The sequence below is a fragment of the Pleomorphomonas koreensis DSM 23070 genome (assembly GCF_000425185.1).
In the GTDB taxonomy this organism is placed as follows: Bacteria; Pseudomonadota; Alphaproteobacteria; order Rhizobiales; family Pleomorphomonadaceae; genus Pleomorphomonas; species Pleomorphomonas koreensis.
The window spans coordinates 183,260-209,821 of sequence record NZ_AULH01000001.1 but is presented as its reverse complement, the minus strand read 5'-3'; the positions used below and the strand labels follow the sequence as shown (position 1 = coordinate 209,821).

21 protein-coding genes are annotated in these 26,562 nt (G+C 70.3%); 11 read left to right on the top strand and 10 right to left on the bottom strand.

Annotated features, from left to right (window positions below):
• The first annotated feature begins 363 nt into the window (after positions 1-363).
• The gene (locus H512_RS0100890) at positions 364-1,149 is read left to right on the top strand and encodes a ThuA domain-containing protein (protein ID WP_026781921.1); all 786 of its coding nucleotides are present in this window, start codon (positions 364-366) and stop codon (positions 1,147-1,149) included.
• Positions 1,150-1,224: 75 nt separating this feature from the next.
• On the top strand, positions 1,225-2,277 hold the full coding sequence (locus H512_RS0100885; RefSeq protein ID WP_026781920.1) for a Gfo/Idh/MocA family protein: 1,053 nt from the start codon (positions 1,225-1,227) through the stop codon (positions 2,275-2,277).
• Between the two features lie 155 nt (positions 2,278-2,432).
• Here the strand turns inward: H512_RS0100885 and pta are convergent, their stop codons facing one another.
• The 3 genes from pta to H512_RS0100870 form a co-directional block, all read right to left on the bottom strand.
• Positions 2,433-4,562, bottom strand: coding sequence for a phosphate acetyltransferase (gene pta / locus H512_RS0100880; RefSeq protein ID WP_026781919.1), 2,130 nt, complete (start codon positions 4,560-4,562; stop codon positions 2,433-2,435).
• 21 nt (positions 4,563-4,583) lie between these two features.
• Positions 4,584-5,795 carry an acetate/propionate family kinase gene (locus H512_RS0100875; RefSeq protein WP_026781918.1) on the bottom strand — a complete coding sequence of 404 codons (1,212 nt, stop codon included), beginning with the start codon at positions 5,793-5,795 and terminating at the stop codon, positions 4,584-4,586.
• A gap of 408 nt (positions 5,796-6,203) precedes the next feature.
• Positions 6,204-7,586 carry a leucyl aminopeptidase family protein gene (locus H512_RS0100870; protein WP_026781917.1) on the bottom strand — a complete coding sequence of 461 codons (1,383 nt, stop codon included), beginning with the start codon at positions 7,584-7,586 and terminating at the stop codon, positions 6,204-6,206.
• A gap of 171 nt (positions 7,587-7,757) precedes the next feature.
• Here H512_RS0100870 and H512_RS0100865 point away from each other — a divergent pair, with 171 nt between their 5' ends.
• Entirely contained in the window at positions 7,758-8,543 is a 786-nt protein-coding gene (locus H512_RS0100865) for a tetratricopeptide repeat protein (RefSeq protein WP_026781916.1), read from the top strand.
• 12 nt (positions 8,544-8,555) lie between these two features.
• Positions 8,556-9,065 (top strand): cupin domain-containing protein, encoded by a 510-nt coding sequence (locus H512_RS22020; protein WP_036789378.1) that lies wholly within the window; start codon positions 8,556-8,558, stop codon positions 9,063-9,065.
• Between the two features lies 1 nt (position 9,066).
• Here H512_RS22020 and H512_RS0100855 read toward each other — a convergent pair whose 3' ends face one another.
• The 4 genes from H512_RS0100855 to H512_RS0100840 form a co-directional block, all read right to left on the bottom strand.
• Positions 9,067-9,984, bottom strand: a complete 918-nt coding sequence (locus H512_RS0100855) for a LysR substrate-binding domain-containing protein (protein ID WP_026781915.1) — start codon at positions 9,982-9,984, stop codon at positions 9,067-9,069.
• A gap of 86 nt (positions 9,985-10,070) precedes the next feature.
• Positions 10,071-10,568 (bottom strand): heme-degrading domain-containing protein, encoded by a 498-nt coding sequence (locus H512_RS0100850; protein ID WP_026781914.1) that lies wholly within the window; start codon positions 10,566-10,568, stop codon positions 10,071-10,073.
• Positions 10,565-12,013 carry a lipopolysaccharide biosynthesis protein gene (locus H512_RS0100845; RefSeq protein WP_026781913.1) on the bottom strand — a complete coding sequence of 483 codons (1,449 nt, stop codon included), beginning with the start codon at positions 12,011-12,013 and terminating at the stop codon, positions 10,565-10,567. The genes H512_RS0100850 and H512_RS0100845 overlap by 4 nt, the downstream gene beginning before the upstream one ends.
• The gene (locus tag H512_RS0100840; RefSeq protein WP_026781912.1) at positions 12,007-13,320 is read right to left on the bottom strand and encodes a VpsF family polysaccharide biosynthesis protein; all 1,314 of its coding nucleotides are present in this window, start codon (positions 13,318-13,320) and stop codon (positions 12,007-12,009) included. The genes H512_RS0100845 and H512_RS0100840 overlap by 7 nt, the downstream gene beginning before the upstream one ends.
• Positions 13,321-13,514: 194 nt before the next feature.
• On the opposite strand from H512_RS0100840, the gene H512_RS0100835 reads away from it, so the two are divergent.
• The 4 genes from H512_RS0100835 to H512_RS22005 all read left to right on the top strand — a co-directional run bounded on the left by H512_RS0100835 (position 13,515) and on the right by H512_RS22005 (position 19,228).
• Positions 13,515-15,824, top strand: a complete 2,310-nt coding sequence (locus tag H512_RS0100835) for a GumC family protein (protein WP_026781911.1) — start codon at positions 13,515-13,517, stop codon at positions 15,822-15,824.
• Positions 15,825-15,829: 5 nt separating this feature from the next.
• Entirely contained in the window at positions 15,830-16,873 is a 1,044-nt protein-coding gene (locus H512_RS22015; protein WP_053239485.1) for a glycosyltransferase, read from the top strand.
• Positions 16,874-17,105: 232 nt separating this feature from the next.
• Positions 17,106-17,975, top strand: a complete 870-nt coding sequence (locus tag H512_RS22010; protein WP_084798231.1) for a WecB/TagA/CpsF family glycosyltransferase — start codon at positions 17,106-17,108, stop codon at positions 17,973-17,975.
• Between the two features lie 8 nt (positions 17,976-17,983).
• Complete coding sequence (locus tag H512_RS22005) at positions 17,984-19,228, top strand: glycosyltransferase family 4 protein (RefSeq protein ID WP_053239439.1); 1,245 nt, start codon at positions 17,984-17,986, stop codon at positions 19,226-19,228.
• Here H512_RS22005 and H512_RS0100815 read toward each other — a convergent pair.
• Positions 19,186-20,247, bottom strand: coding sequence for a glycosyltransferase (locus tag H512_RS0100815; protein ID WP_026781910.1), 1,062 nt, complete (start codon positions 20,245-20,247; stop codon positions 19,186-19,188). The two genes, H512_RS22005 and H512_RS0100815, sit on opposite strands and share 43 nt — an antisense overlap.
• A 148-nt stretch (positions 20,248-20,395) precedes the next feature.
• Here H512_RS0100815 and H512_RS0100810 point away from each other — a divergent pair, with 148 nt between their 5' ends.
• From H512_RS0100810 to hrpB, 3 genes are all read left to right on the top strand, one after another.
• A complete protein-coding gene (locus H512_RS0100810) occupies positions 20,396-21,286 on the top strand; it encodes a DMT family transporter (RefSeq protein WP_245585325.1) in 891 nt (296 codons plus the stop codon).
• A 72-nt stretch (positions 21,287-21,358) separates the two neighbouring features.
• On the top strand, positions 21,359-22,555 hold the full coding sequence (locus tag H512_RS0100805; RefSeq protein ID WP_026781908.1) for a lytic murein transglycosylase: 1,197 nt from the start codon (positions 21,359-21,361) through the stop codon (positions 22,553-22,555).
• Entirely contained in the window at positions 22,552-25,020 is a 2,469-nt protein-coding gene (hrpB, locus tag H512_RS0100800; protein ID WP_026781907.1) for an ATP-dependent helicase HrpB, read from the top strand. Before H512_RS0100805 ends, hrpB begins: the two co-directional genes overlap by 4 nt.
• On the opposite strand, the gene H512_RS0100795 is transcribed toward hrpB, so the two are convergent.
• Entirely contained in the window at positions 25,021-25,404 is a 384-nt protein-coding gene (locus H512_RS0100795; protein WP_026781906.1) for a hypothetical protein, read from the bottom strand.
• A 102-nt stretch (positions 25,405-25,506) separates the two neighbouring features.
• Entirely contained in the window at positions 25,507-26,550 is a 1,044-nt protein-coding gene (locus H512_RS22000; RefSeq protein ID WP_053239438.1) for a sulfate/molybdate ABC transporter ATP-binding protein, read from the bottom strand.
• Between the last annotated feature and the right edge of the window lie 12 nt (positions 26,551-26,562).

The window sequence follows — 26,562 nt, the reverse complement described above, 5'->3', positions numbered from 1 at the left end:
CTTTTGTCTGCCGCGACCCCCGTCTTGCCCGAGATCCGCCCCGATTCGGGCGTCAAATCCGCTCCTCTGCGAAATGCGCGTCCCGGCCGAAAAAACCTCGGCTTTTTGTTTCGATTCATCCAAAGCGCTTTTATTTCCGTGGCATCCGAAATATGACGGACAAAACAAGCAGTTGCACGGATGGCATGTGGGAGATATCGACTCTTGACAAGCGGCATTGAAAGCGCTTTGAATAGCCGCGAAGCAAGCTGCCGCGCTTCGCCCCGCTGTCGTCGAGGATAGGTCGACGGGGCCGGCCTTGCCGCGAGCCCGGCGCCCGTTCCGAGAAGCTGCGCCGGACCGCTCATCCCCGGGAGGACACTCATGACTATCCGCGCCACCGTCTTCGGCGAGAACGTCCACGAACAGACCAGCCAGGTCGTGCGCGACCTCTACCCCAACGGCATGCACGCGACGATCGCCGACGCGCTCAACGCCGACCCGGCCATCGAGGCGGGCTGGGTGACGCTGCAGATGCCCGAGCACGGCCTGACGGTCGAAAAGCTCGCCGCCACCGACGTGCTGGTCTGGTGGGGCCACGCCGCCCACGGCGAGGTGAAGGACGAGATCGTCGAGCGGGTCGCCAAGCGCGTCTGGGAGGGCATGGGCCTCCTCGTCCTGCATTCGGGCCACTTCTCGAAGATCTTCAAGCGGCTGATGGGCACGCCCTGCGCGCTGAAGTGGCGCGAGGCCGGCGAGCGCGAGCGCCTGTGGGTGATCAACCGCAACCATCCGATCGCCTGGGGCCTGCCGGAGAAGATCGAACTCGACATGGAAGAGATGTACGGCGAGCCCTTCACCGTGCCCGAGCCGGACGAAACCGTGTTCGTCTCCTGGTTCCAGGGCGGCGAGGTGTTCCGCTCCGGCCTCTGCTACAAGCGCGGCGCCGGCAAGATCTTCTACTTCCGCCCCGGCCACGAGGCCTATCCGACCTATCACGACGACAACGTGCTGACCGTGCTGCGCAACGCCGTCAAATGGGCCTACAACCCGGCCCCGGCCTGGACGGCGGTCACCGAGGCGCCCAACGTGCCGGTCGACAAGGCGCTGGAGCCGATCAAGGAACGCGGCCTGACCATCCACGCCAAGGGCGCGCCCGGCCTCCGCTGAGCGCTTCCCACGCGGCCGGCGACCCTCCCCGCCGGCCGCTTTTCCATCTCCCCTGCCCAACGGACTCCTACCAACATGCGCCTCATCATCGTCGGTACCGGCAGCATGGCCCGCCACCATGCCAAGCATTTCGCCCAGATCCGCGGCGTGAAGATCGTCGGCTGCGTCGATGTCTTCCCGGAACTGGCCACCGCCTTCGCCAAGGACTTCGGCATTCCCCGCACGTTCACCACCGTCGAGGACGCCATCGCCTGGGGCAAGTTCGATTCGGCGGCCAACGTCACCACCGACCTCGCCCACTATCCGACCACCATGGCGCTGATCACCGCCGGCAAGCACGTGCTCTGCGAGAAGCCGCTGGCCACCAACTATCTCCATGCCCTGGAGATGACCGAGGCGGCCGAGAAGGCCGGCCTCGTCGGCATGGTCAACCTCAGCTACCGCAACGTGCCCGAAATCTACAAGATGCACGAGATGGTCACCTCGGGCGTCATCGGCGACGTCAAGCACGTCGAGGCGAGCTATCTCCAGAGCTGGCTGACCGGCACCCACTGGGGCGACTGGAAGACCGAAAGCCGCTGGCTGTGGCGCCTCTCCGAGAACCACGGCTCCAAGGGCGTCATCGGCGACGTCGGCATCCACATCCTCGACTTCGCCTCCTTCGGCGCCGGCACCGACGTGACGCGGCTGTTCGGCCGCCTGAAGACCTTCCACAAGGCGCCGGACGACAAGATCGGCGAATACACGCTCGACGCCAACGACAGCTTCGCCGGCACGCTGGAATTCGAGAACGGCGCCATCGGCGTCATCCACGCCTCGCGCTTCGCCACCGGCTACGCCAACACGCTGCGCGTCCGGGTGTTCGGCGACAAGGGCGGCCTCGAAATCCAGAACGGTTCCGACGGCACCTGGCTGCGCGTCTGCAAGGGCGTCAAGGACATCAACAGCCAGACCTGGCGGCCGGTCACCGCCAAGCCGGTGCCGATGAACTACAAGCGCTTCGTCGACGCCGTCCGGGCCGGCCGCACCATGGAGCCGAGCTTCCGCCGCGCCGCCGACCTCCAGCGCATTCTCGACGCCTCGTTCGAGACCGAGAAGCTCAGGTCGGAGCTGGTTGTTGCCGGCTGAACCCAAGGGGCAAGGCTTGAGGCCGCCGGAACTTCGCATCCGGCGGCCTCATCTATTTTTCCGGCTAATCTATCCTGACATCCCGGCAAATAAAACCGGCGGCACCCTCAGGGCGCCGCCGGCTTTTCACGTCCTCACCGATATGGCGAACCGCCTCACTCGGCGGCGGCGCTGACCGGCTGCTCGCTGCGGGGCTGCTCGCTCTGACCGACCTGGATGGCGGTCAGAGCGATGGTGTAGACGATGTCGTCGACCAGGGCGCCGCGCGACAGGTCGTTGACAGGCTTGCGCAGGCCCTGCAGCATCGGGCCGACCGACACCACGTTGGCCGAGCGCTGCACCGCCTTGTAGGTGGTGTTGCCGGTATTGAGGTCGGGGAACACGAAGACGTTGGCATGGCCGGCCACCGGCGAGCCCGGCGCCTTCTGCTGGCCGACGCTCTCCACCGATGCCGCGTCATACTGGATCGGGCCGTCGACCAAGAGGTCGGGGCGGCGCTCCATCACCATCAGCGTCGCCTCGCGCACCTTGTCGACGTCGCTGCCCGAACCGGAGGTGCCGGTCGAGTAGGAGATCATGGCGACACGCGGATCGATGCCGAAGGAGCGGGCGCTCTCGGCCGACTGGCAGGCGATCTCCGCCAGCTCGGTGGCCGTCGGGTCCGGGTTGATGGCGCAGTCGCCGTAGACCAGCACCTGATCGGGCATCAGCATGAAGAACACGCTCGACACGATGGAGTTGCCGGGGGCGGTCTTGATCAGCTGCAAGGCCGGCCGCACCGTCGAGGCGGTGGTGTGGACGGCGCCGGAGACCAGACCGTCGACGTGACCCAAGGCCAGCATCATGGTGGCCAGCACCACGTTGTCCTCGAGTTGCGCCTCGGCCTGCGGCGGCGTCAGGCCCTTGGACTTCCTGAGTTCGACCATCGGCCCGACGTAGCTCGACCGCACGCTGGCCGGATCGAGGATCTCCAGCTCCGGCGGCAGCTCGATGCCGTGGGTGGTGGCGACGCCCCGGATTGCCTTGGGGTCGCCAATCAGCACGCAGCGGGCGATGCGCTTCTGCGTGCAGATGACGGCGGCCTTGATGGTGCGCGGCTCGTCGCCTTCCGGCAGCACGATGCGGCGGTTGGCGGCGCGCGCCTCCTGGATCATGCGATGGCGGAACATCGGTGGCGTCATCAGCCCGCTGTTGGCGCGCGGCGTCGCCGGGGCCAGCGGCGCGAGGTTGATGTGGTCGGCGGCGTGCTCGACCAGCTTCTCCATGCGCTCGGAGTCCTCGTGGCGGACGCGGCGGTCCATCGAGTTGAGACGCACGGCAACGTCGTAGGTCTGGAGTTCGGTGGTCAGCACCGGCAGATCGCCGAAGCGCGGCTCCAGGAACTCGGCGATCGACGGCGCCATCGGCTCGTCGCAGGTGAGCAGCAGGCCGGCGATCGGCATGCCCGAGGCGCGGGCGAGCGTGGTGGTGATGATCAGGTCGGAGCGGTCGCCGGGGGTGACCACCAGCGTGCCGGGCTTCAGCGCCAGCACCACCTTGTCGGGGCTGCGGGCGCCGATGACGATCTCGCCGACGCGGGCCTTCTTGATGTCGCCGGGCCTGAGGATGCCGAAGCCGAGATCGGCGGCGACATCGACGAGGCGCGGCGCGTTCAGCGCCGGCTCGTCGGAGGTGACGGCGAGCACCGGCACGCCGATCTTGGCCGCCTCGAGCGCCTTGGCGAATTCCTCGGCCTTGACGTCGCCGCCGCGGGCGCGGCCGACGATCAGGCCGGCGAAGGGCCGGCCCTCGGCGAGGAAGCGATGCTGGGCATCGGCGAGGTCGCCGACGATCGACTTCACCGTGGCGTCGAGGCCCGGCACCACCGGGATGATCTCGGCCGACAGCGACCGGCCCATGGCGATGTCGAGGTCGATGGTCAGCGGATGGGTGGTCGACGGCAGCAGCCCCTCGACGATGACGATCGACCGGTCGCCGCGCGCCTCCTCGACCAGCTCGACGATCTCTTCGAGCAGGGTGAACAGGTTGCCGGTGCGGATCATCTCCTCGGCGTGCTCGGCCGGGATCGGGTCGGGCGTGTTGAGGCCGAGCAGCGTGCGGGCGAAGTGCACCGAACGGTCGAGGCCATCGGGATAGGCCTCGGGGTCGGCCACCGGCTTGGCGAAGCCGACGTTGTAGCCCTCGCGCTGGAAGGCGCGGACGAGGCCGAGCGCCACCGAGGAAATGCCCTGCTGACTGGAGGTGGGCGCCAGGAAGAACGTGCGGGAGGACGGTTTCGGGGTCATGTCCTTCGTTCCTTTCGCGGGTCAGGCGGTTACAGGCAGAAGGCCGGCCAGACGGGCCGTGTCCTCGGCAATGACGCGCTCCTCGTCGGTGGGGACGACGATCGCCACCGGCTTGCGCGACCGCGACACGATGCCGCTGCGGCCGCCGAACACGCCGGCGTTGGCTTCCTCGTCGAGGTCAAGACCGAGCGCCGACAGGCGCTTCAGCGTCTTGGCGCGGATATAGGCCGAGTTCTCGCCGATGCCGCCGGTGAAGGCGACGGCGTCGAGGCGCGGCAGGGCGGCGGTCAGCGCGCCGATGTAGCGGCAGAGGCGGAACACGAAGACGTCCAGCGTCTCCTCGGCCTGGTGGTTGCCGGCCTGGGCGGCTTCCGTCAGCGTGCGGCAGTCGTTGGACAGCTCGGAGAGGCCGAGGAGGCCGCTCTCGCGGTTGGCCATGCGTTCGAGGCCGTCGACGTCGAGGCCGGTCTTCTTGGCGATGTAGGCCAGCGCGCCGTAGTCGACGTCGCCGGTGCGGGTGCCCATGACGAGGCCCTCGAGCGGGGTGAGGCCCATCGAGGTGTCGACGCACTTGCCGTTCCAGACGGCGGTGGCCGACGAGCCGTTGCCGAGGTGGCAGACGACGACGCCGCTGTCATCGGGGTCGAGGCCGAGCAGGCGGACGGTCTCGTGCGAGACATACTGGTGCGAGGTGCCGTGGGCGCCGTAGCGGCGGACGCCGAGGTCGCGGTAATACTTGCGCGGCAGGGCGTAGAGATAGGCTTCCGGCTTCATCGTCTGGTGGAAGGCGGTGTCGAACACGGCCACCTGCTTCAGCGCCGGGAAGGCGCGCACGGCAGCGCGCAGGCCGATGGCATGCGCCGGGTTATGCAGCGGCGCGAAGGGGCAGGTGCCGATCTCCTCGATCATCGCGTCGTCGGTGACGATGCAGCTCTCGGTGAAGCGCTCGCCGCCGTTGACGACGCGGTGGCCGACCGCCGCCACCCGCTCGAACCAGCCGTGCTCTTTCAGGAAGGCCATCAGCGCGTCGACCGCACCCTGATGGTCGGTGACCGACAGCGGAAAGCGCGTCTTGTCGCCGTCGACGTCGAAGCGGATCGAGGCATCGGGCTGGCCGAGCCGCTCGGCAAGGCCGGAGGCCAGGGGCTTGCGCTCGCCGACCGGGTAGATGGCGAACTTCAGCGACGACGAACCGCTGTTGATGACCAGGATCAGGGGGGAGGAAGTCGGCATCGGCGATACTCTATCGATTCTCGTAGGATTGACCGAGGATACGGCGAGCGGCGGCGCCCCCGTCATACCAAATCTCGTGGATTTGCGGCCAATATCCGAGATCAGGGGCATTTGGTATGCGGCCCACCCCTTACCGAAATTGGAGCTTCCAACCGCCGGAAAACCCGAGCCATCATGGCCTATGGCGATTTATATTTTCTTTTCATGACTTTAACAAAAACTGTCGCCGACGATAACTGCAACGCGCCGCAGAGAGCATTGCGTGAGGCGCAGACGAGCCGCCCGGCAGCGGCATAAGTCCGCGCCGCCGAACAGCTTTTTGCCTCAAAGCCTTGCCGCCGTTCCGCCGCAATGTCCGCCCGCATCCGGGATGGACCGGATGCCGCCATCCCGTCCGTCCGGCGGTTCTCAGGCGTCGGCGCGGCCGAAACGGTCCTTCAGATAGCGGTAGAGGGCGCGGATCGCCTGCGCCTCGCCGCCCTCCGGCTGGCCGGGACGCGCCGCCGGCACCCAGGCGTAGATGTCGGCGTGCATCCAGGTCTTCGCCCGCTCGACGAAGCGGCCGAGGAACAGCGCGGCGGTGATCGAGCCGGCGAAGCCGCCAGGCGCGATATTGTTGAGGTCGGCGATCTTCGACTTCAGCCCCTCCTCGTAGGGCGCCCAGAGCGGCAGGCGCCAGAGGGGGTCACCGGCGGCGCGGCTCGCCTCGGCAAGATCGGCGGCAAAGGCATCGTCGCGGGTATAGAAGGGCGGGATGTCCGGCCCGAGCGCCACGCGGGCGGCGCCGGTCAGCGTGGCGAGGTCGACCAGCAGATCCGGCGCCTCGTCGTCGGCAAAGGCCAGCGCGTCGGCGAGGATCAGCCGGCCCTCGGCGTCGGTGTCGCCGATCTGCACGCTGAGGCCCTTGCGCGACGGAAAGACGTCGCCCGGCCGGAAGCTCAGGCCGGAGACGGCGTTCTCGACGATCGGCAGCACGACGCGCAGGCGGAGGTCGAGACCGGCCTCCATGATCAGGCGGGCGAGGCCGAGCACGTTGGCGGCGCCACCCATGTCCTTCTTCATCAGGGCCATGTTGCTGGCGCCCTTGATGTCGAGGCCGCCGGTGTCGAACACTACGCCCTTGCCGACCAGCGACAGCTTCGGCGCATCCGGCCGGCCCCAGGTGAAGGTGACGAGGCGCGGCGGCCGGGGCGAGCCACGCCCCACCGCTTCGATCAGCGGGAATTCGCGGGCGAGCAGGTCGTCGCCGAAATACTCCTCGAACACCGCGCCATGGGCGGCGGCCAGCTCGCGGGCGGCGGCGGCCAGCTCGGCCGGGCCGAGGTCGTTGGCCGGCGTGTTGACGAGGTCGCGCACCATCCAGACGGCGGCGGCGATGCGCGCCGCCTCGGCCGCCGCCTCACCTTCCGGCAGCACCAGACGCGGCGCCGCGGCGCGCGGCTTCAGGTAGCGCTCGAAACGGTAGGCGCCGAGGGCGAAGCCGAGCACCGCCTCGGCCATGTCACCCGGCCAGCCTTCCAGCCGATAGGTGCCGGCCGGCAGCCCGTTCGCCAGCTTGCCGGCGAGGAGCGGCGGCCGCGCCGCGCCCTCCCGGCCGAGGCCGAACAGCACCGCCGCAAGACGCCCCTCGGCGTCGGGCAGCAACAGGATCGCCCCCTCGTCGGCGGCGAAGGCGCTGGCCTTGGCCCAGGCGGCGGCGCCGAGTTCGGCGAGCCTGGCGTCCAGCCTCTCCGAGGTGACGGCATGGACGGGAATGGCGGCGGCATCGGGGGCGGCAAAAGCGGACAGCAAGGCAAGAACTCCGGCTCGGGATCGTCCCGAATGTAGAGAGGCGGGCGGGCGGCGGCAAGGCGTCGGCGGCGGCCGGCGCGGCGGCGGATTAACCGGCCGTTAGGGTTAACGGATTACCAAGGACGGCATAGACGGCGGCCCGTCCGCGCCGCCCGCCACCCGGTGAGACCGATGCTGCCGAGCTTCCGACGTCCCGCGTTCCTCGCTCTCCTCCTGCCGCTGGCGCTCGCCGCCGCCGGCTGCGCCAGCAACCGGCCGGTGATCACCACCCATGGCGACGTGTCGGTGACCGGCTCGATCGACCGGATGAGCGACAGCCAGATCGCCGCCGCCGCCACCGCCTGGGGCGGCCGCTACGACGCCGACCCGAAGAACCGCGTCAACATCCTGAACTACGCCGCCGCCCTGCGCCTCGGCGGCCGCACCGATCAGGCGGTGGCCGTGCTCGAAAAGGGCATGGTCAACACGCCCAACGACGCCGAGATAAGCGCCGCCTACGGCAAGGCGCTGGCCGCCAACGGCAACTTCGATCAGGCGCTGAACGTCATCCGCCGCACCCAGCGGCCCGACCGTCCCGACTGGAAGCTCTATTCGGCCGAGGGCGCCATCCTCGACCAGCAGGGCAACCCGGCCGAGGCGCGCGCCGCCTACCAGAAGGCGTTGCAGATCGCGCCGGGCGAGCCGTCGATCCTCAACAACCTCGCCCTCTCCTATCTCTTGGCCGGCGACATCGCCAACGCCGAGAAGACGCTGCGCGACGCCGCCGCCCGGCCCGGCGCCACCAGCCGCATCCGCCAGAACCTCGCCCTGGTGCTCGGCCTGCAGGGCAAGTTCAAGGAGGCCGACGCCATCGCCCGGCAGGAGCTGGATCCGGCGCAGGCGGAAGCCAACGTCGCCTATCTCAAGTCGATGCTGAGCCAGGCCAACACCTGGAAGGAAGCCCGCCGGCAAGGCTGACGGGAGGCGCCCGTGGCACGGATCGTCAATCTCTCGGACGTCGGCTTCGATCCCGAGGACGCCGCCGACCGGACGGCGCCGGCCGGCTACGCGGCGCGCTTTTCGGCCATCGGCGTCCAGCTCGGCGCCCGCATGCTCGGCTGCACGCTGATCGAGATCGGGCCGGGATGCCGCGCCTCGCCGCTGCACAATCACCGCTGCAACGAGGAGATGTTCCTGATCCTCGAAGGATGCGGCAGCCTCCGCATCGGCGGCGAACAGCATGCCATCCGGGCCGGCGACGTCATCGCCTGCCCACCCGGCGGCCCGGAGACCGCCCACCAGATCGTCAACACCTCCGAGGCGCCGCTCCGCTATCTCGCCATCTCCACCATGGCCGAGCCGGACATCATCGACTATCCGGACTCGGGCAAGTTCCTGGTCAAGGGCAACCTGCCGGCCGGCGACGGCGCGCGAAGCGAGCCGTTCCGCTTCATCGGCCGGCGCGAGGCGAGTCTCGGCTACTGGGACGGCGAGGAATAGCTCAGGTCGCCGGCGCGGCGTCGGTATGGTCCTTGAGATAGGTCCAGAGCCGCTCGACGCGGGCGCGCACCTTGTCCATGTTGCGATAGATGCGGATGCGCATGTCGATCACCGCCTCGGGGTCGACCACCACCAGCTTGCCGGTGTCGATCTCGGCCCGCACCGTGTTGGCCGGCAGCCAGCCGAGGCCGCGGCCGGTCATCGCCATGGTCTTGATCGCCTCGGCCATCGGGTTCTCGTAGATCTTGGCGAGGTTGAGCGCCTCGCCGCGCTCGGCCAGCAGCACCGACACCAGGCGGCCGAGGAAGGTCTCCGGCGCATAGGCGAGATAGGGCACCGGCTTGTCCGGGCTGCCGGGCAGCGGGAACAACGGCGCGCCGTCGCCGGCCGGCGCCGACACCGGCATCACCCGGTCGCTGCCGAGATCGAGCGAGGGGAAGCGCTCGGGGTCGAGCAGCACCGGCACGCGCGGATGCTCGTAGGTCAGGAGGAAGTCGCAGTCGCCTTCGGCGAACATGCGGATGCTGTCGTGAAAGTTCTCGGTGATCAGCCGGGCGTGGATCGGCCCGAAACCGGCCTCAAGATCCTTCAGCCACCAGGGGAAGAAGGAGATCGACAGCGAGTGCAGCGTCGAGAAGGTGAGGATGCCCTGCCCTTCGGCGCGGCCGGAGCGCAGCTCGGCGCGCTCGACCAGGATGAGGCGCAGCACCTCCTCGGCGGTCTCGCGAAAGCGGCGGCCCTCCGGCGTCAGCGTCGTCGGATAGGTGGAGCGGTCGACCAGCGGCACGCCCAGCCATTGCTCGAGCTGCTGGATTCGCCGGCTGAAGGCGGACTGGGTGACGCGGCGCTCCACCGCCGATCGCGAAAAGCTGCGCGTGTTGGCGAGGCTCACGAAGTCCTCCAGCCACTTGATTTCCACGAAACCGCACTCCCGTTCGACGCCCGCAAAACAGGCAAGCCCGTTATGCACGCTGTCGGACGGGGAAGTCGAGCCCTGGCGGCAGATTATCGGGGCGGGGCGGCCGAGGCCCGGCCGGCCAGGAAGCTGTCGAGCGCCTCGACCACCAGCGCGTGGTCCTCGTGCTGCGGCAGGCCCGACACGGTGACCGTGCCGACGAGGCCGGTGCCGATCACCCGGATCGGGAAGGAGCCGCCGTGGGCGGCGTATTCGCGCGGGTCGACCAGCATCGCCTCATGGAAGGGCACGTCCTTCAGCGCCGACCGCCGGCCCATGTAGTAGGAGGAGTGGCCGAAACGCATGACCACGGCGCTCTTGCGGACCACCCATTCGTCGTTGTCGGGGCTGGTGCCGGCAAGCGCGGCGTGGAACAGCTGCTGGCCGGCCCGCCGGACGTCGACGGTGATCGGCAGGCGGCGGGCGCGGCCAAGCTCCACCAGATGGAGGCCGAGGGCCAGCGCCGTCTCGTTGTCGAAGGCGGGGAACTGCAGACGCTCTTCCTGCGCCAAGAGGTCGTCGAGGAATTCCTGGGAGATGAAGGTCATGATGGCGTCCGGGACGGTTTCTCGGTGAGCCGGCCGTAGAGCGGCGGCAGGCGCCTATAATAGACGGCGGCGAGCGCGGCGACATAGAAAAGGCCGCCGGTGAGCATGGCGCCCACAAGACCAAGGGCGGTGTGCGGCCAGTCGACGGCATGGACGGCGAGCCCCATGACCAGCGTCGCCACGGCGATCCGCGCCGTGTCGGCGGCCGGGAAGCGGAAGCCGCAGAGCCGGATGGCGACGGCGGCCGACAGCGCCAGCGTCAGGCCGGAGGCGACGAGCGCGCCCACCGCCACGCCGACCAGGTAGTTCATGCGGAAGCCGACCACGGCGAGGCCGGTGGTGGCGACGATCTCGAACAGGCCGATGGCGACCAGCAGGCCGTAGCGGCGGTCGAGCGTCAGCATCTGGCCGGTGGCGTGGGCGTGGTAGGCGCGCACCATGCCGCCGAAGGCGGCGAGGCCCAGGATGGAGCGCGTCACGTCGCGGTAGGTCTCGGCGACGGCGAGGTCGACCAGGATGTCGGTGACCAGCCAGAGGCCGACCACCGACGGCAGCAGCACGGCGGTGAGCAGGGCGGCGTTCATCTTCAGTTGTTCGAGCGCCGCCTCGCGGTCGCCGGCGTTGATCAGCCGGGCGGCGATCGGGAAGGCGGCGACGGCGACCAGCATCGAAGCGACCGAGGCCGAGCGGCGGCCGAGGCCCCAGCCGACCGCCATCAGGCCGAAGGCGGTGGCGCCGCCGATCTGCTCGACGACGTAGCGGATGCCGTTCTCGCCGAACCAGCCGATGCCGTTGATCACCAGCATGGGGCCGCCGTTCAGGATGGCGTCCTTCAGGATGGCGACGTCGAGACGGACCGTCCGGAGGCTGGCGCCGATCATCGGCAAGGCGACGGCGGTGCCGAGCGCCTGCATGGCGGCGTAGGCGAGCAGCAGTTCGCCGGCCGAGGCGCCGAACATCTCGGTAGAGGCGATGCCGGCGACGAGGCCGCCGACCGGTCCGGCGGTGAGTAGCAGCGTATAGGCGAAGATCCTGTCCTGCGCCCGCGCCCGCTCGCCGTAATGGTTGTTGAGGCCGCGCGTCACGTAGTAGGCGGCGATGGTCAGGAAGACCAGCACCGGGTCGCCGCGGCCGTCGAAGAAGTGCATGGAGAGAGCGGCGGCCAGAAGCTCGGGCAGCGTCAGCAGGCCGATCAGCGTCGTCTCGGTCTGGAGGTAGCGGCGGCGGCCGGCCGCGTCCTCGGCCGGCGGCAGGAAGCGCAGCGTGTAGAAGGAGAACCACGACCGGCTCACCATGTAGGCGAGTTCCTGCGTCGAGGTGACCAGCACGAAGGTGGACATCTCCGCCGGCGACAGCCACCACGTCCAGATCATCATCGACAGGAACTGGGCGACCGGCGACAGGAATTGCGCCGGCAGGTAGAGGATGGTCTGGCGGATCAGCACGATGGCGACGGCCCCCTGGAGGATTGCGGACGAGAGGCGAAGGCCGTCATGACGACGACGACCAGGAGACCGAGTTCCAGCGACTTGGTGGAGAAGGACGATGTCGTCGTCGACATCAGCAAGTAGATGCCGAGCGGCACCAGCGAGGCGGTGCCGAAGCGGCGGAACAACTCGCTGATGAAAGCGGCAAGGCCCATCAGGAAGAACAGGGTAACGAAGCCGCCGTAATAGGCGACGAAGCCGACATAGGCGCTCTCGATGGCCAGCGGCGTGCCAATCTTCGGCAGCATCGCCATGACGGTGGCGACGTCCGGCCCGAACACCACCTCCGGCCAGGACATGCCGCGGAAGACCGACAGCATGGCGACGCGCGCCATGGCGCTGCCGTCGTCGTCGATGAAGCGGCGGATGAGGCGGTCGATCAGGCCGCCGTCGACGATCAGCACGACGCCGACCACCAGCAGCGTGGCGACGAGCACCGCCGCCGCCGCGCCGGCCAGCGGAAAGCGTCGGCCGAGCAGCAGGCGGGCGCCCGACAGGGCGGCGATGGCCAGGAGCGTGGCGGCGGACAGCACGATGGCGGTGCGGCCGCCGAAAAAGAACAGCGCGCCGAAGTGGAACAGCACCAGCGCGAGGCGGGTCCGCCGGCCGAACGGGCCGGCGCCGAGCGCCAGCGAGACGAGGCAGACCGCCGTGGTCATGGCGTTCATCAGCGGGTGGCCGAGCAGCGCCGTCGCCCGCCAGTCCCAGTCGAGCAGCGCGCCGTTGACGTAGAGCGGCGTCAGACGGAAGCCGCCCAGCACCTCGGCATAGCCCAGGAAGCTGTTGACGACGAGGATGGCCTGCACGACCAGGGCGAGACGCCGCATCTCGCCGGCCCCGAGGCGGGTGAGCCCGACGAACAGGCAGGCGGTCAGCACGAAGTTGTCGGCGATCTGCGACAGCGGCGTCTTCTGAACGAAGATCACCTGGAAGGCCAGCAGGCCGATGGCCAGCAGCAGGACGAGCAGGCCGGGGCTTTCGCGCCAGCTCCGGCCGAGGAAGGCGGTGACGCCGCCGCCGGCGGCGACCCAGGCGACGAGCGACAGCACGGCCAGATAGGTGGCCGGGTGGATCTTCAGGAGCTGGCTGCCGCCCTTGCCGTCATAGGGGATGCCGATGAGGCTCAGCATCTGTCCGGACAAGAGGAACAGCGCGAGGACGGCGAGGAAGGTCAGGCCGACGGCGAACGGACGGGCGTCGAGCACCAGGCCCGAACCGGCGCCGGCGCGATAGGAAAGCGGAAGCTGCAATGCCCGGACGGCCATGCCGTGTCGATCCCCCGACCAGAGGCGGCCCGACGGACCACCTTGGAAAATCTCTGAAGAGATCGTCGTGGCGGCGGGGTTAACCGGCGGTCTCGCGGGCCGGGTCGAAGGCTCTATTTCGAGCGACAGCGTTCACGTTTCCTTAAGCGCGTCCTCTCATAGTTAACAAGCTGCAAACAAGGGCGGGACGCGACTTGAACGGCCTCCTTACATCCGACGACAGGGACATCGCCAGGTCGGCCGTGCTGGCCGATGAGGCGCGCCGGCCGGTCTCCCGGCCGCGGGGCGAGGTCGACCTCGGCCTGCTCGTGGCGATCCTCTCGCGCCAGTGGCTGCTGATCGCCGGCGTCACCCTCCTGTTCCTCGGCGTCGGCTTCGCCTATGCCACCTTCGCGCCCAAGGTCTGGGAATCGACGGCCCGCGTGCTGCTCGACCCGCGCGACAAGCAGGTGGCCGGCCCCGGCCTCTCCCAGCCCCTCCAGGGCGTGGACGCCGTCTGGATCGACACCCAGGCCAGCGTCGTCACCTCGGCGGCCATCCTGTCGTCGGTGATCGACAAGCTCGGCCTCGAACGGGACGAGGAATTCGGCGGCAGCCGCGACGAGACGCTGAGGGCGCTCAGCCGGGCGACTGCGGTGGCGCGCGCCGACCAGACCTACGTGCTCGACATTTCCGTGCGCAGCCGCTCGGCCGACCGCTCGGCGCGCATTGCCGAGGCGCTCGCCGATGCCTTCGTCGCCAATCAGGTGGACGTGAAGGCGGCGGCGGTGCGCGAGGCGAGCAGCCTGATCAACCGCCAGCTCGACGATCTCCGCGCCAAGGCGCGCGCCGCCCAGGAAAAGCTGGAAACCTATCGCCGCGAGCACGGCATCCTCACCGCCAACGGCCGCTCGGTGGACGAGGACACGCTGCGCCAGCTCAACGACGCCTATGTCGCCGCCCGCCTGCGCACCCAGGACGCCAAGGCCCGTCGCGACAAGATCGCTGCGGCGCGGGCCAGCGGTTCGGACGCGGCGCTGTCCGGCATCGATTCGACGGTGCTGAGCCGCCTCAAGATCGAGCGGGCGCTGGCCGCCCGCACGGTGGGCGAGCTGGCGCAGGACCTCGGCCCCAGCCATCCGCGCATGGTGGCGGCACGCGGCGACCTCGCCCGCGCCGACGCCCAGATCGAGGGCGAGCTGAAGACGCTGTCGGCGAGTACCGACGCCGAATACCAGGTGGCGGCGGCGGCCGAGGCGGCGGCGCGCAAGGCGCTCGACGACGCCAGCGCCGTGGTCACCGACACCAGCGAGCGGACCATCGAGCTGCGCGAACTGGAGAACGAGGCGTCGCTCAGGGCCGACATGTACAAGACCTACGTGGCGCGCACCGAGGAAATCACCCTGCAGGCCAACACGCAGGTGTCGGACGCCCGCGTCATCGCCCCGGCCGACGTGCCGCTCTTTCCCTATTCGCCGCGCCGCACCATCATCCTGGCGCTGGCCGGCATCGCCGGGCTCGGCCTGTCGCTCTCCGTCGCCATCTATCGCGGCCGCCGCTACCTGCCGGACTATGACGAGGACGCCGAGGCGCCGGCGGCGCCTCTCGTTTCCGAGGCCGACGAGCTTGCCGGGCCGGATGCCGGCGGGGATGTCGTCTTCGACGAGCCCATGCCGCTCGTGGCCGGGGACGATGCCGAGCTTGGAGCCGAGCCCGAAGAAGAAACCGACGACGCGCCCGAGATCGAGCCCGAAGCCGGGGAAGAGGTGGAGGAAGAAGCCGAAGCCGAGGCGCCGCCGGTGCTCGCCGAAATCATGCTGTCGACCCGCTCGGTGACCCGCGACCATCGTGGCTGGCCGGTCGCCCGCCCGCCGCGCGCCGTCCTCAGGAGCGCCGTCACCGACGACGACGGCACACCGGCGTCGGCCGCCGCCTTCGCCCAGCTCGCCCGCGTCCTCGACGCCACGGCCGGCGCATCGCGGCTGGTGCTGCTCATCGGCGCCGACGACGGCCCGGCCGCCGCCGCCATCGCCTTCGGCCTCGCTCGCGTGCCGACGCCGGACGGCGTGCTGCTGGTCGACGCCGCCTGGGACGAGCTGCCGCTTCATCGCGCCTATGTAGAGGGACCGATGCCCGGCGTCATCGACGTCATCGCCGGCGCCGCCGCGGCGGGCGATATCGCCATCTGCGAAGGCGGACCGGACGTTACGCTGATCGGTGTCGGCGGCCCCGAGGCGGCGGCCGACATCGCCGGCAACGCCGGCCGCGTCGCCGGCTTCGTCGGCAAGCTCGCCCGCGACTTCGGCCGTATCGTCGTCAACTGCGGCCACCGCCGCTCGCCCGAGTTGTTCGAGTCGCTGCTCGCCCGCGCCGACGCCGTGCTGATCGTCGCCGATGCGGTGGTCGAGGACGATGCCGAGGCGGCGGAGATGGTCCGCGATCTGGCCGGCGCCCTGCCGGCCTTCACCGGCCTGGTGCTGGTCCGGGAGCGTGCCGAGCGCCTTGCCGTCGCCGAACGGGCGTGAGCGGCATGTCGCCGCGCCTCATCGTCGACCACTCCCATCTCGGGCGGGCCATCACCGGTCTCGAGCGCATCACCCTCGAACTGTTCTCCGGCGACGCGCTGGCGCCGCTGACGCTGACGCTGGCCGGTGGCGGCTCGACCCTCAGCATGCTGGCGACGCAGCAGTTCGGGCTGCCGGCCCGTCTGGCCGTCGACCGCCGGTCGATCGTCCTCTGCCCCGGCTTTCCGCCGTCCATGCTGCTGGTGGCGTTGGCCGGCCGCCGCGTGGTGCCTTACGTCCACGATTGCTTCCTGATCACCCGGCCGCAGGACCTCAACTGGCGCGCCCGCCTCTACATGGCGCCGGCCTTCCGCTACGCGGTCGTCCGCCTGCCCTGGCTGATCGCCAATTCCGAGGCGACGGCGCGCGAACTCAGGCGCTTCTGCCGGGCCGACGCCGATATCAGCCTGTGCCGGCCGCCGGTGCGCGACATATTCGGCGCCGCCGGCCTGCCGATGCGCCAACCGCCCGCTCCCGGCGGCCCGCTCCGCCTGATGGCGCTCTCCACCGTCGAGCCGCGCAAGAACCTCATTGCCGCCGCAACGATCGTCGCCGCGCTGCGACAGGCGCACGGCTTCGACGCCAGCCTCGAAATCGTCGGCCGCGTCGGCTGGGGCGGCGAGGCGAAGCGCCTCGCCGGGCTGCCGGGTGTGACGCTCACAGGCTATCTCGACGAGGCCGGCGTCCGGGCGGCGCTCGGCCGGGCGCACGCGCTGATCTCCACCAGCTTCGACGAGGGCCTCGGCCTGCCGCTCATCGAAGCGCAGCACGCCGGCCTGCCGGTCGTCGCCCCTGATGCCCCGGTGTTCCACGAAGTGCTGGCCGGCTCCGGCCTCCACATCGACCCGGCGGCGCCGGGCGCCGCCGCGGCGGCGATCGCCGCCCGGCTCACCGCCGAGGACGCCTTCGCCCACGCCGCCGCGGCGGGGCGGACCAACGTCGCCCGCTGGAACGCGCTGGCCGCCGCCGACCGCGCGGCGCTCGTCGAACGCCTCCTGCGCCTCGACTGAGAGGCGGGAGTGCTGTCCGTGCAAAACAAATCGGCATTTCATTACAATTTGAAGAATCGGATCAATCGGGGCTGAACGGCACCCGGTCTAGATTGGCTGCCAAGGAGGAGAGCGGCCTTCAGGGACGGCTCTCCCCCGACAGTCAATTCGCTGGGAGGCGGGGATGGGACCTTCGTGGTCCATCGCGCGCCTCCGGCGTCGGGATGGCGCGTCGCGCGCCGGAAGGTCGCCAATGTCAGGTCTGTTCCACGATCGGCCGGTGCCGGCCGAAGCTCCCGCCCCTGCCGATACCGCCGGTCGCACCCCCGGGCCGATCGCCGTCATCGACGCGGCGCGCGTCAACATCGGCCATCAGGCCGACCTCGTCCACCTCGTCACCTTCGACGCGCTGACCGGGCGCGGCGGCACGGTGTTCACGCTCAATCTCGACCACCTCGTCAAGCTCGAGCGCGATCCGGCCTTCCGCAACGCCTACGACCGCGCCACCTACGTGTCGGCCGACGGCGCGCCGGTGGTGGCGCTGGCCCGGCGGCAGGGGGCCGACATCGTCCGCGTCACCGGCGCCGACCTGGTGCGGCCGCTGTGCGCGGCGGCGGCGCTCGCCCGCCTGCCGGTGCATTTCTTCGGCACCAGCCCGGAAACCCTCGCCGGGACCGAGGTCGTGCTCCGCCGCGAAAACCCGCGTCTGGTCATCGCCGGCCTCGAAAGCCCGCCCTTCGGCTTCAGTCCGATCGGCACCGAAGCCCGCGCCGCCGCCGAGCGCATCGCGGCGAGCGGCGCCCGCATCTGCTTCGTGGCCCTCGGCGCGCCCAAGCAGGAGATCTTCGCCGAATTCGCCCGCCGCTGGGCGCCGGACGTCACCTTCGTCTGCATCGGCGCGGCGCTCGACTTCATCGGCGGCAGCCAGGCCCGCGCGCCAAGCCTGTTCCAGGCGGCTGGCCTTGAGTGGCTGTGGCGGCTCCTGCACAATCCGCGCCGTCTCGCCGGGCGCTACGCGCTTTCGGCATTGTATCTCATGCGCTACAACGTACGCGAGCTTCTGGGCCGACGGCGGCCGACGCGCCCGACCAGCGACCAGACCGACCAGCCGAGCCAGGAGTAACCCGACCGATGGCCCATCGCATCACCATCCTCCACACGATCGATCCGCGCGGCGGCAAGGTGGGCGGCATCGAGACGCACGTGCGGCTGATGCTGTCGCGCCACCCGGCCGACGTGTCGGTGCTGCTCGTCGGCATGGACGAGCGCGGCGATCTCGAAATCGGCAAGCCGGTGCCCGTCGAGTTCGATGGCCGCCGCGTCGACTTCCTGCCGGTGGTGCATATCCCCGGCGACACCATCCACGCCGCCGCCAAGACGGTTCTCCAGTCGGTGACGCTGCGCTTCACGCTCGGCGTGATCCGGCATCTCCTCACCATCCGCCGCCTTGCGGCCGGCGACACCGCCTCGACCGAGATCGAGCGCTTCGAGCTGGCGATTCCCGCCCGGCTGATCGGCCATCCGGTGGTGCAGCTCGTGCATGGCGAGGGCAGCAAGGGCGACAAGATGGACACCATCCTCGCCCGCTACTGGTGGCTCTACCGCCTCAACGAGGCGATCGCCTTGAACCTCGCGACCCGCGTGGTCGGCGTCAATCCCAACATCATCGCCCGCTACGAGCGGGAGATGCCGAGGATCGCCCGGAAATCGGAGTTCATGACCGTCTCGGTCGACACCGAGCGCTTCCCGGCGGCGCCCTTCCCGGCGACCGACGTGTTCCGCGTGGTGTTCGCCGGCCGGCTCGACGCCTTCAAGGACCCGCCGCTGATGTTCGAGACGCTGAGGCGCCTCCACGGCAAGCTCGGCGGCAAACTCGAATTCCACTATGTCGGCACCTCCGACCCCTACCGCGACAAGGAGTTCGCCGGCGTCGAGGCGTTCACCATCCGCCACGGCTTCCAGACCGGCGACGGCGTGTCGGCGATCATGCGCGATTGCCACGCCGGCATCCTCACCTCCTATTTCGAGGGCATGCCCTGCTATCTCCTGGAGGCGCTGTCGAGCGGCCGGCCGGTCGGCGCCATCCGCCTGCCGCAATACGACCCGCTGATCGAGTCCGGCGTCTCCGGCTTCCTGGTCGAACGGCCGGAGGATCGCGAGGCGGCCGCCGAGCAGATGGCCGAGGGATTCGCCCGTCTTGCCGCCGACATCTTCGCCGGCAAGCTCGATCCGGAGGCGATCCGCGCCAAGGTGACGCCCTATTCGGTGGCGGTGCAGATGCCGAAGCTGTTCGAGCGGCACGTTGCGCTCGGGCGCACCGGCACGGCTGCCCGTCAGCCCGGCCCGGCCAGCCCGGCGAACAGCCGCTCCCACTGATCGATGCCGGCCTCGGCCGAGAAATCCCGCGCCCGGCCGACGCCGGGCGCGGGATCGGGCGGGGCCGCCAGCGCCTTGTCGAGCGCCGCGGCCAGCGCGGCGGCGTCGCCGACCGGCACCAGTTCGCCGGCGTAACCGGCCAGGATCTCCTTAGAACCGGCGCAATCGCTGGCCACCACCTTGAGGCCGGCCGACAGCGCCTCCACCGTGGTCATGCCGAAGGCCTCGGTGCGCGACGGCACGGCGGCGACGCGCGCCAGACCGTAGACCTCGGCCGCCGAGGCGACGCGCCCCAGGAAGCGCAGGCGATCCGTCACACCAAGTTCGGCTGCCTGCCGGACGAGAGTGTCGCGCTCCGGCCCGTCGCCGCCGATGACGAGACGGACATCCGGCGTCGTCAGGCGGGCAAAGGCGTCGATCAGCACATCCATGCCCTTCTCGCGCGACAGCCGGCCGACGGCGCCGACCACCGGCGGCCGGGCGGCGATCTCATCCGCCGTGGCGGCGGGGAGCAGCGGCACCGGATTGTAGATGCGTTCCGTGCGGGCCGCCGGCGCGTGCCAGCGGCTGACCAGCGCCTCGACGATGCCGTCGGAGACGCCGACGAAGCGGCTGGCCACCAGGCGCAGCAGCGGCAGGCCATAGTAGGCGGCGGCCGACAGGCGGCCAGTCTTGTATTCCTCGAAACCGTGATAGGAGACGACGAGCGGCGCCCGCGTCGGCGCCAGTGCCTTGGCGAGCGCCAGCTTGACGCAGGAGACCGACACGGCGGCGGCGATGACGTCGAAGCGCCGCCGGCGCAGCAGGCGGGCGAGCTTCAGCACGGCGGCGCCGTGACGGGCGCCGACGTCGATCGCCTCGACGGCCGGATCGATCGGGATGCCCGGCACCCTCCCATCGAAGGCGAAGACGACGCGGTGGCCGCGCGCCGCCAGGCCGGCCGCCAGGATCGACCAGACGCGCTCGGCGCCGCCGCCGCCGGAAGCGCGCGTGTAGAGAAGAATATCGAGCTTCCGCATCTCGTCTCCGGAACCGCTGCAACTGGCGCGAGGTTAGCCTCGCCGCCCTCGCCCGGCCAAGCGGAAAAACGGCCAAGCCGGCGTCCGCCTCGCCAAGGCGCCGCGGATCGGCTATCGAGGCGCCAGCCTCGTCCCGCCGGAGCCGTCCGTGTCCGCCATCCCTGCCCGCTCCACCGTCGGCCTCGGCATCTTCATGATGTTGTTCGGCGATTTCCTGTTCGCCGTCAACGACATCATGGGCAAGTGGCTGGCCGGCACCTTCCCGGCCGGCGAGATCGTGCTGATTCGCTCGCTCGCCGCCCTCGCCCTGCTGGCGCCCCTTCTCGCCCGGGGCGGCGCGCCGGCGCTTGTCCGGCTGGAACGACCGGGCACGCAGTTGTCGCGCGTCGTGCTGGCCACGGCGGAGCTGGTGTTCTTCTACGCGGCGGTCCGCTTCCTGCCGCTCGCCGACGTCATGACCTTCTATCTCGCCGGTCCGATCTACATTGCCGCCGTGTCGCCGTTCCTGCTCGGCGAGCGGGTGGGCGGCCGCCAGTGGCTGGCCATCGCCGTCGGCTTTGCCGGCGTGGTCTTCGTGCTGCAGCCGGGATCGGGCAGCCTCACATGGGCATCGCTGTTCTCCATCGGCGGCTCGCTCTCCTACGCCATGATGGTGGTGCAGAGCCGCCAGTTGCGCGGCACGCCCGACCGGGTGCTGGTGTTCTGGCAGACGGCGGGGGCGCTGGTCGTCGGCGCCGTGCTCGCCCCGTTCGGCTGGGTGACGCCGGGACCGGCCGACCTCATGATGCTGGCCGCCCTCGGCATCGTCGCCATGGTGGCGCACCTCTCCATCGCCCGCTCGCTGAAGCTGGCGTCGGCCGCCGTGGTGGCGCCGATCCAGTATTCACTGCTGCTCTGGGCGATCCTGTTCGGCTGGCTGGTGTTCGGCGACCGGCCGCGGCCGTCGATGCTGGTCGGCGCGGCGGTGATCATCGTCGCCGGCCTGATGCTGGCGGGCGGACGCCGGCGCAAGAGAGCCGGGACGGAAAGCCTCGACTGACACCTGTCGGCGGCCGGCGAATGCCGCTATGATCCACACCCCTTGGTTTCAGTGCTACAGGAGATTGTATCGATGCGGTCGTCCGTTTCCATCCTCGCGGCGTTGCTCGCCGGCCTGCCCGCCTTCGCCACGCCCGGCCTCGCCGCCTCCTGCAGCGCCAAGGGCGACGGCTTCGGCGCCTGGCTCGCCGGCTACGCCAAGACGCTGACCGACGCCGGCCTGCCGGCCGATGCGGTACGGTCTTCGCTCTCCGGCGTCGCCTTCGATCCGGCGGTGATCAGGAAGGACCGGGGACAGGGCGTGTTCTCGCAGACCTTCACCGAATTCGCCGGCCGCATGGTCAACAAGAACCGCCTGACGGTGGGGGCGCAGAAGATCAAGGCCAACGCCAGCCTGTTCGCCCGCATCGAGGCGCAATACGGCGTGCCGGCCGAGGTGATCGTCGCCGTCTGGGGCCTCGAAAGCGATTTCGGCGCCAACACCGGCGATTTCCCAACCATCCAGTCGCTGGCAACGCTCGCCTACGACTGCCGCCGTCCCGCCATGTTCCAGACCGAACTCGGCGACGCCATCCGGATCGTGGCACGCGGCGACCTCGCGCCGTCCGAGATGAAGGGCGCCTGGGCCGGCGAACTCGGCCAGACGCAGTTCCTGCCGTCCAACTATCTCCGCTACGCCGTCGACTTCGACGGCGACGGCCGCCGCAACCTGATCAAGAGCGCCCCCGACGTGCTGGCCTCGACCGCCAACTATCTCCAGTCGCTCGGCTGGGCGCCGGGCCAGCCTTGGCTGGTCGAGGTCGACATTCCCGCCAACCTGCCCTGGGACCAGGCCGACCTGCCGATCAAGAAGCCGGCCGGCGACTGGCAGGCAATGGGTGTCCGGCCGGCCCATGGCACCATCCCCAACGGCCTCGCCGCGCTCTATCTGCCGATGGGCCGCTTCGGGCCGGCCTTCCTCGCTTATCACAATTTCGACGTGTATCTCGGCTGGAACGAATCGCTGGTCTATTCGACGACCGCCGCCTATTTCGCCACGCGCCTTTCCGGCGCGCCGCCGGTCGGCGCCGGCAACGGCAAGGTGGAGGCGCTCGGCGCGTCCGACATCGCCTTCATCCAGGGCGCGCTCGCCGCGAGAGGCTTCGACGCCGGCCCCAAGGACGGCAAGCTCGGCCAGCGGACGCGCGAAGCGGTGCGCGGCTTCCAGTTGCAGGCCGGCCTGCCGGCCGACGGCTGGCCCGATTCGGCGGTGCTCAGGGCGTTGCGTTGACGGCGACGCCGGGCCGCTTTTCCCCGCCGCTGCCCATCGACGCGGTGCTCGGCGACATCCGGGCCTCGCTCGACGCCAACCCGCGTCTCGTGCTCACCGCCGCGCCGGGCGCCGGCAAGACGACGCGGGTGCCGCTCGCCCTCCTCGATGCGCCGTGGCGTCGGGGCAGGCTGATCGTCGTCGAGCCGCGCCGCATCGCCGCCCGCGCCGCCGCGGCGCGCATGGCCACCAGTCTCGGCGACGCGGTGGGCGGCACGGTCGGCTACCGCGTCCGCATGGATGCGAAGGTGTCGGCGAAGACGGTGATCGAGGTGGTCACCGAGGGCGTCTTCACCCGCATGGTGGTCGACGATCCCTCGCTTGACGGCGTGTCGGCGGTGCTGTTCGATGAGTTTCACGAGCGCTCGCTCGACGGCGACCTCGGCCTCGCGCTGACCCTCGACGGCGCGGCGCTCCGCGACGACCTGCGCATCCTGGTGATGAGCGCCACGCTCGACGGCGGCCGGGTGGCGGCCCTCCTCGGCAACGCGCCGGTGATCGAGAGTGCCGGCCGCGCCTTCCCGGTGGAGACGCGGCACGTCGACCGTGACCCGCTCCTGCGCTTCGAGGACCAGGTGGCCGCGGTGACGCTCAGCGCGCTCCGCGAGGAAGCGGGCTCGGCGCTGGTGTTCCTGCCGGGGCAGGCGGAAATCCGCCGCGTCGCCGAGCGGCTCGACGGCCGCCTGCCGGCCGGCGTGCGGCTGGCGCCGCTCTACGGCGCTCTCTCGAACGCCGAGCAGGACCTCGCCATCCGCCCCTGCCGGCCGCCGGAGCACAAGGTGGTGCTGGCCACCGCCATCGCCGAGACGTCGCTGACCATCGACGGCGTGCGGCTGGTCATCGACGGCGGTCTCGCCCGCGTGCCGAAATACGAGCCGGACACCGGCCTGACCCGGCTCGAGACGGTGCGGGTGTCGCGTGCCTCGGCCGACCAGCGGCGCGGCCGCGCCGGCCGCACCGAGCCGGGCGTCTGCTGGCGCCTGTGGGGCGAAGGGCAGACGGCGGCGCTGCAAGCCTATTCGACGCCGGAAATCCTCGAGGCCGATCTTTCCCAGCTGGTGCTCGACCTCGCCGCCGTCGGCGTCAAGGACCCCGTCGCCCTCGCCTTCCTCGACCCGCCGCCCAAACCGGCCTGGGACGAGGCGGTCCTTCTCCTCAAGGCGCTCGACGCCCTCGACGACAGCGGCCGCATCACCGCCGAGGGCCGGGCGCTCGCCCGGCTGCCGCTGCCGCCGCGCCTTGCCCACATGATCCGCCGGGCAGCCGAACTCGGCGCCGGTCGTGACGCAGCCGACATCGCGGCCATCCTGACCGAGCAGGGGCTCGGCGGCGACGCCACCGATCTTGCCGACCGCCTCGCCCGCTTCCGTTCCGATCGCAGCCTGCGGGCGACCGACGCCCGCGCCATGGCGGCGAAATGGGCGAAGCTCTCGGGCGGCACGGCGGCGGCCGATCCGCTGTCGCCCGGTGCCATCCTGGCGCTGGCCTATCCCGACCGCATCGCCGAGGCGCGCGGGGCAGCCGGTGCCTTTCGCCTCGCCAGCGGCCGCGGCGGCCTGGTCGAGGATCACGACCGGCTGGCCAGGGAGGACTACATCGTCGTGGCCGATCTGGCCGGCAAGGCCGAGCGGGCGCGCATCCGGCTGGCCGCCGCCATCTCCCGCGACGAGATCGAGGCGCTGTTTGCCGGCCATGTCGTCGCCGAGACCACGGTGCTCTACGATCCGGCGGCCCGCGCCGTGCGCGCCCGCCGCGTCCGCCGGCTGGGCGCCGTCAGGCTGGCCGAGGAACCGATCGCCGCGCCGGCCGGACCAGAAACGGTTGCCGCGCTGCTGTCCGGCATCCGCAAGACCGGCGTCGACAGGCTCGGCTGGTCCAAGGAGCAGCGGCGGCTGAGAGAGCGCGCCGGCTTCCTTCAGCGCACGGTGGGCGAACCCTGGCCGGACCTCACCGACGCCGCGCTTGCCGAAACGCTCGACGACTGGCTCGCCCCCTTCGCCGAGGGGCTGACGCGGCTCGACGACATCGACGCAGCACTGCTCGGCGCCGCCCTCGACCGGCTCATCCCCTTCGGCCTCCGTCAGGAGATGGACCGGCTGATGCCCAGCCATTTCGAGGCGCCGACCGGCAGCCGTCTGCCGATCGACTACGCCGCCGACGGCGGCCCGGCCGTCGAGATCCGCGTGCAGGAACTGTTCGGCCTCGACCGCCATCCGGCGATCGCCGGCGGCCGGGTGCCGCTGACGCTGGTGCTGACCTCGCCCGCCCACCGGCCAATCCAGACCACCAGGGACCTTCCCGGCTTCTGGCGCGGCTCGTGGAAGGAGGTGGCGAAAGACCTCAGGGGCCGCTATCCCAAGCACCCCTGGCCGGACGATCCGATTGCCGCCGAACCGACCCGGCGGGCCAAGCCGCGCGGCACCTGATCAGCGGACGTTCAGCGTCACGTCGTAGGTGGTGTAGGAATATTGCAATTCGGAGCTGTCGATGGGATAGCCGAGGTTGACCGACAGATGATCGGTGCCGCGGAAGCCCTTGGCCGACGTGTAGTAGAACTTCGTGCCGACGAACTTCCGCCCCTGGCAGGGAGGTTCGTTGGCGATGAAAGTCTCGCGGCGGACGACCAGCGTGCCGTGCGCCGGTTCCTTCAGGACCTTGGTCCTGAACTGGCCGGCCGAAACGCAGTTGCCCATGTAAATGTACATTTCCTTGACGCCGGTCTGCCCGGATCGGACATCGAAGGCGAGATCTTCGGCATGGACGACGTTAACCAGCGACAGCAGCGCCGCCGCGGCAAAAAACAAACGCATGAGCTCCCCTCCGCACTTCATGCGCGCCGTGCGCATCGGTGATGTTTCCGATTGTAACTGGTATCACCGGTTGCGAAGAGTGGCAATGCTCTCCATATTGTCTCAGCCGGCGAACAGCCCCGCCGCCCGGATCTCCAGCGCCGCACGGTCGCCGATGCGCGGCGGCTCGCGGTCGGCCGGCGTCAGCGCCTCGATCAGCGCTTCGCTGCCGTCGGCGCGGAAGCCGACGCGGCGCGACGAGCCCGAGCGGTGCAGCGACACCACCGTCGCCCACAGGCCCTCGCCGTCGCGGCGGAAGGCGACGTGCTCGGGCCGGACGTAGAGCCTGGCCGGCCCGTCGAACAGCAGCGGCGGCAGTTTGGGGATCGACACCTGCTGCTGGCCGACGAAGGGCCGGCCCTTGTCGATGCGGATGTCGAGGCGCACCGACTCGCCGATGAAGTCGAAGACGAAGGGCGTCGCCGGCCGGTCGTAGATTTCCTCGGGCGAGCCGACCTGCTCGACCTTGCCGGCGTTCATGACGACGACGCGGTCGGCGAGGTCGAGTGCCTCCTCCTGGTCGTGGGTGACGAACAGCGTGGTGTGGCCGGTGCGGTCGTGGAACGCCCTCAGCCAGAGGCGCAGTTCCTTGCGCACCTTGGCGTCGAGCGCGCCGAACGGCTCGTCGAGCAGCAGCACGCGCGGCTCGACGGCCAGCGCCCGGGCCAGCGCCACCCGCTGGCGCTGGCCGCCGGACAATTGGCTCGGGTAGCGGCCGCCGTAGCCGGGAAGCTGGATCAGCTCCAGGAGTTCCTCCACCCGCGCCCTGATCGCCGCGTCGGTCGGCCGGCGGCGGCGCGGCCGCACCCTCAGGCCGTAGGAGATGTTGTCGGCGATGCTGAGGTGCTTGAAGAGGGCATAGTGCTGGAAGACGAAGCCGATCTGCCGCTCCTGCACGCTCTTGAAGCTGGCGTCGTCGCCGCCGAACAGGATCTGGCCGGAGGACGGGATTTCGAGGCCGGCGACGCAGCGCAAGAGCGTCGTCTTGCCCGAGCCGGAGGGACCGAGCAGCGCCAGAAGCTCGCCCGATTCGACCCGGAGGTCGACGCCGTGGAGGGCAGGCGTCGTGCCGAAGGTCTTCACGAGATTGCGGATGTCGAGTTCCATCGGGGGTTCCGT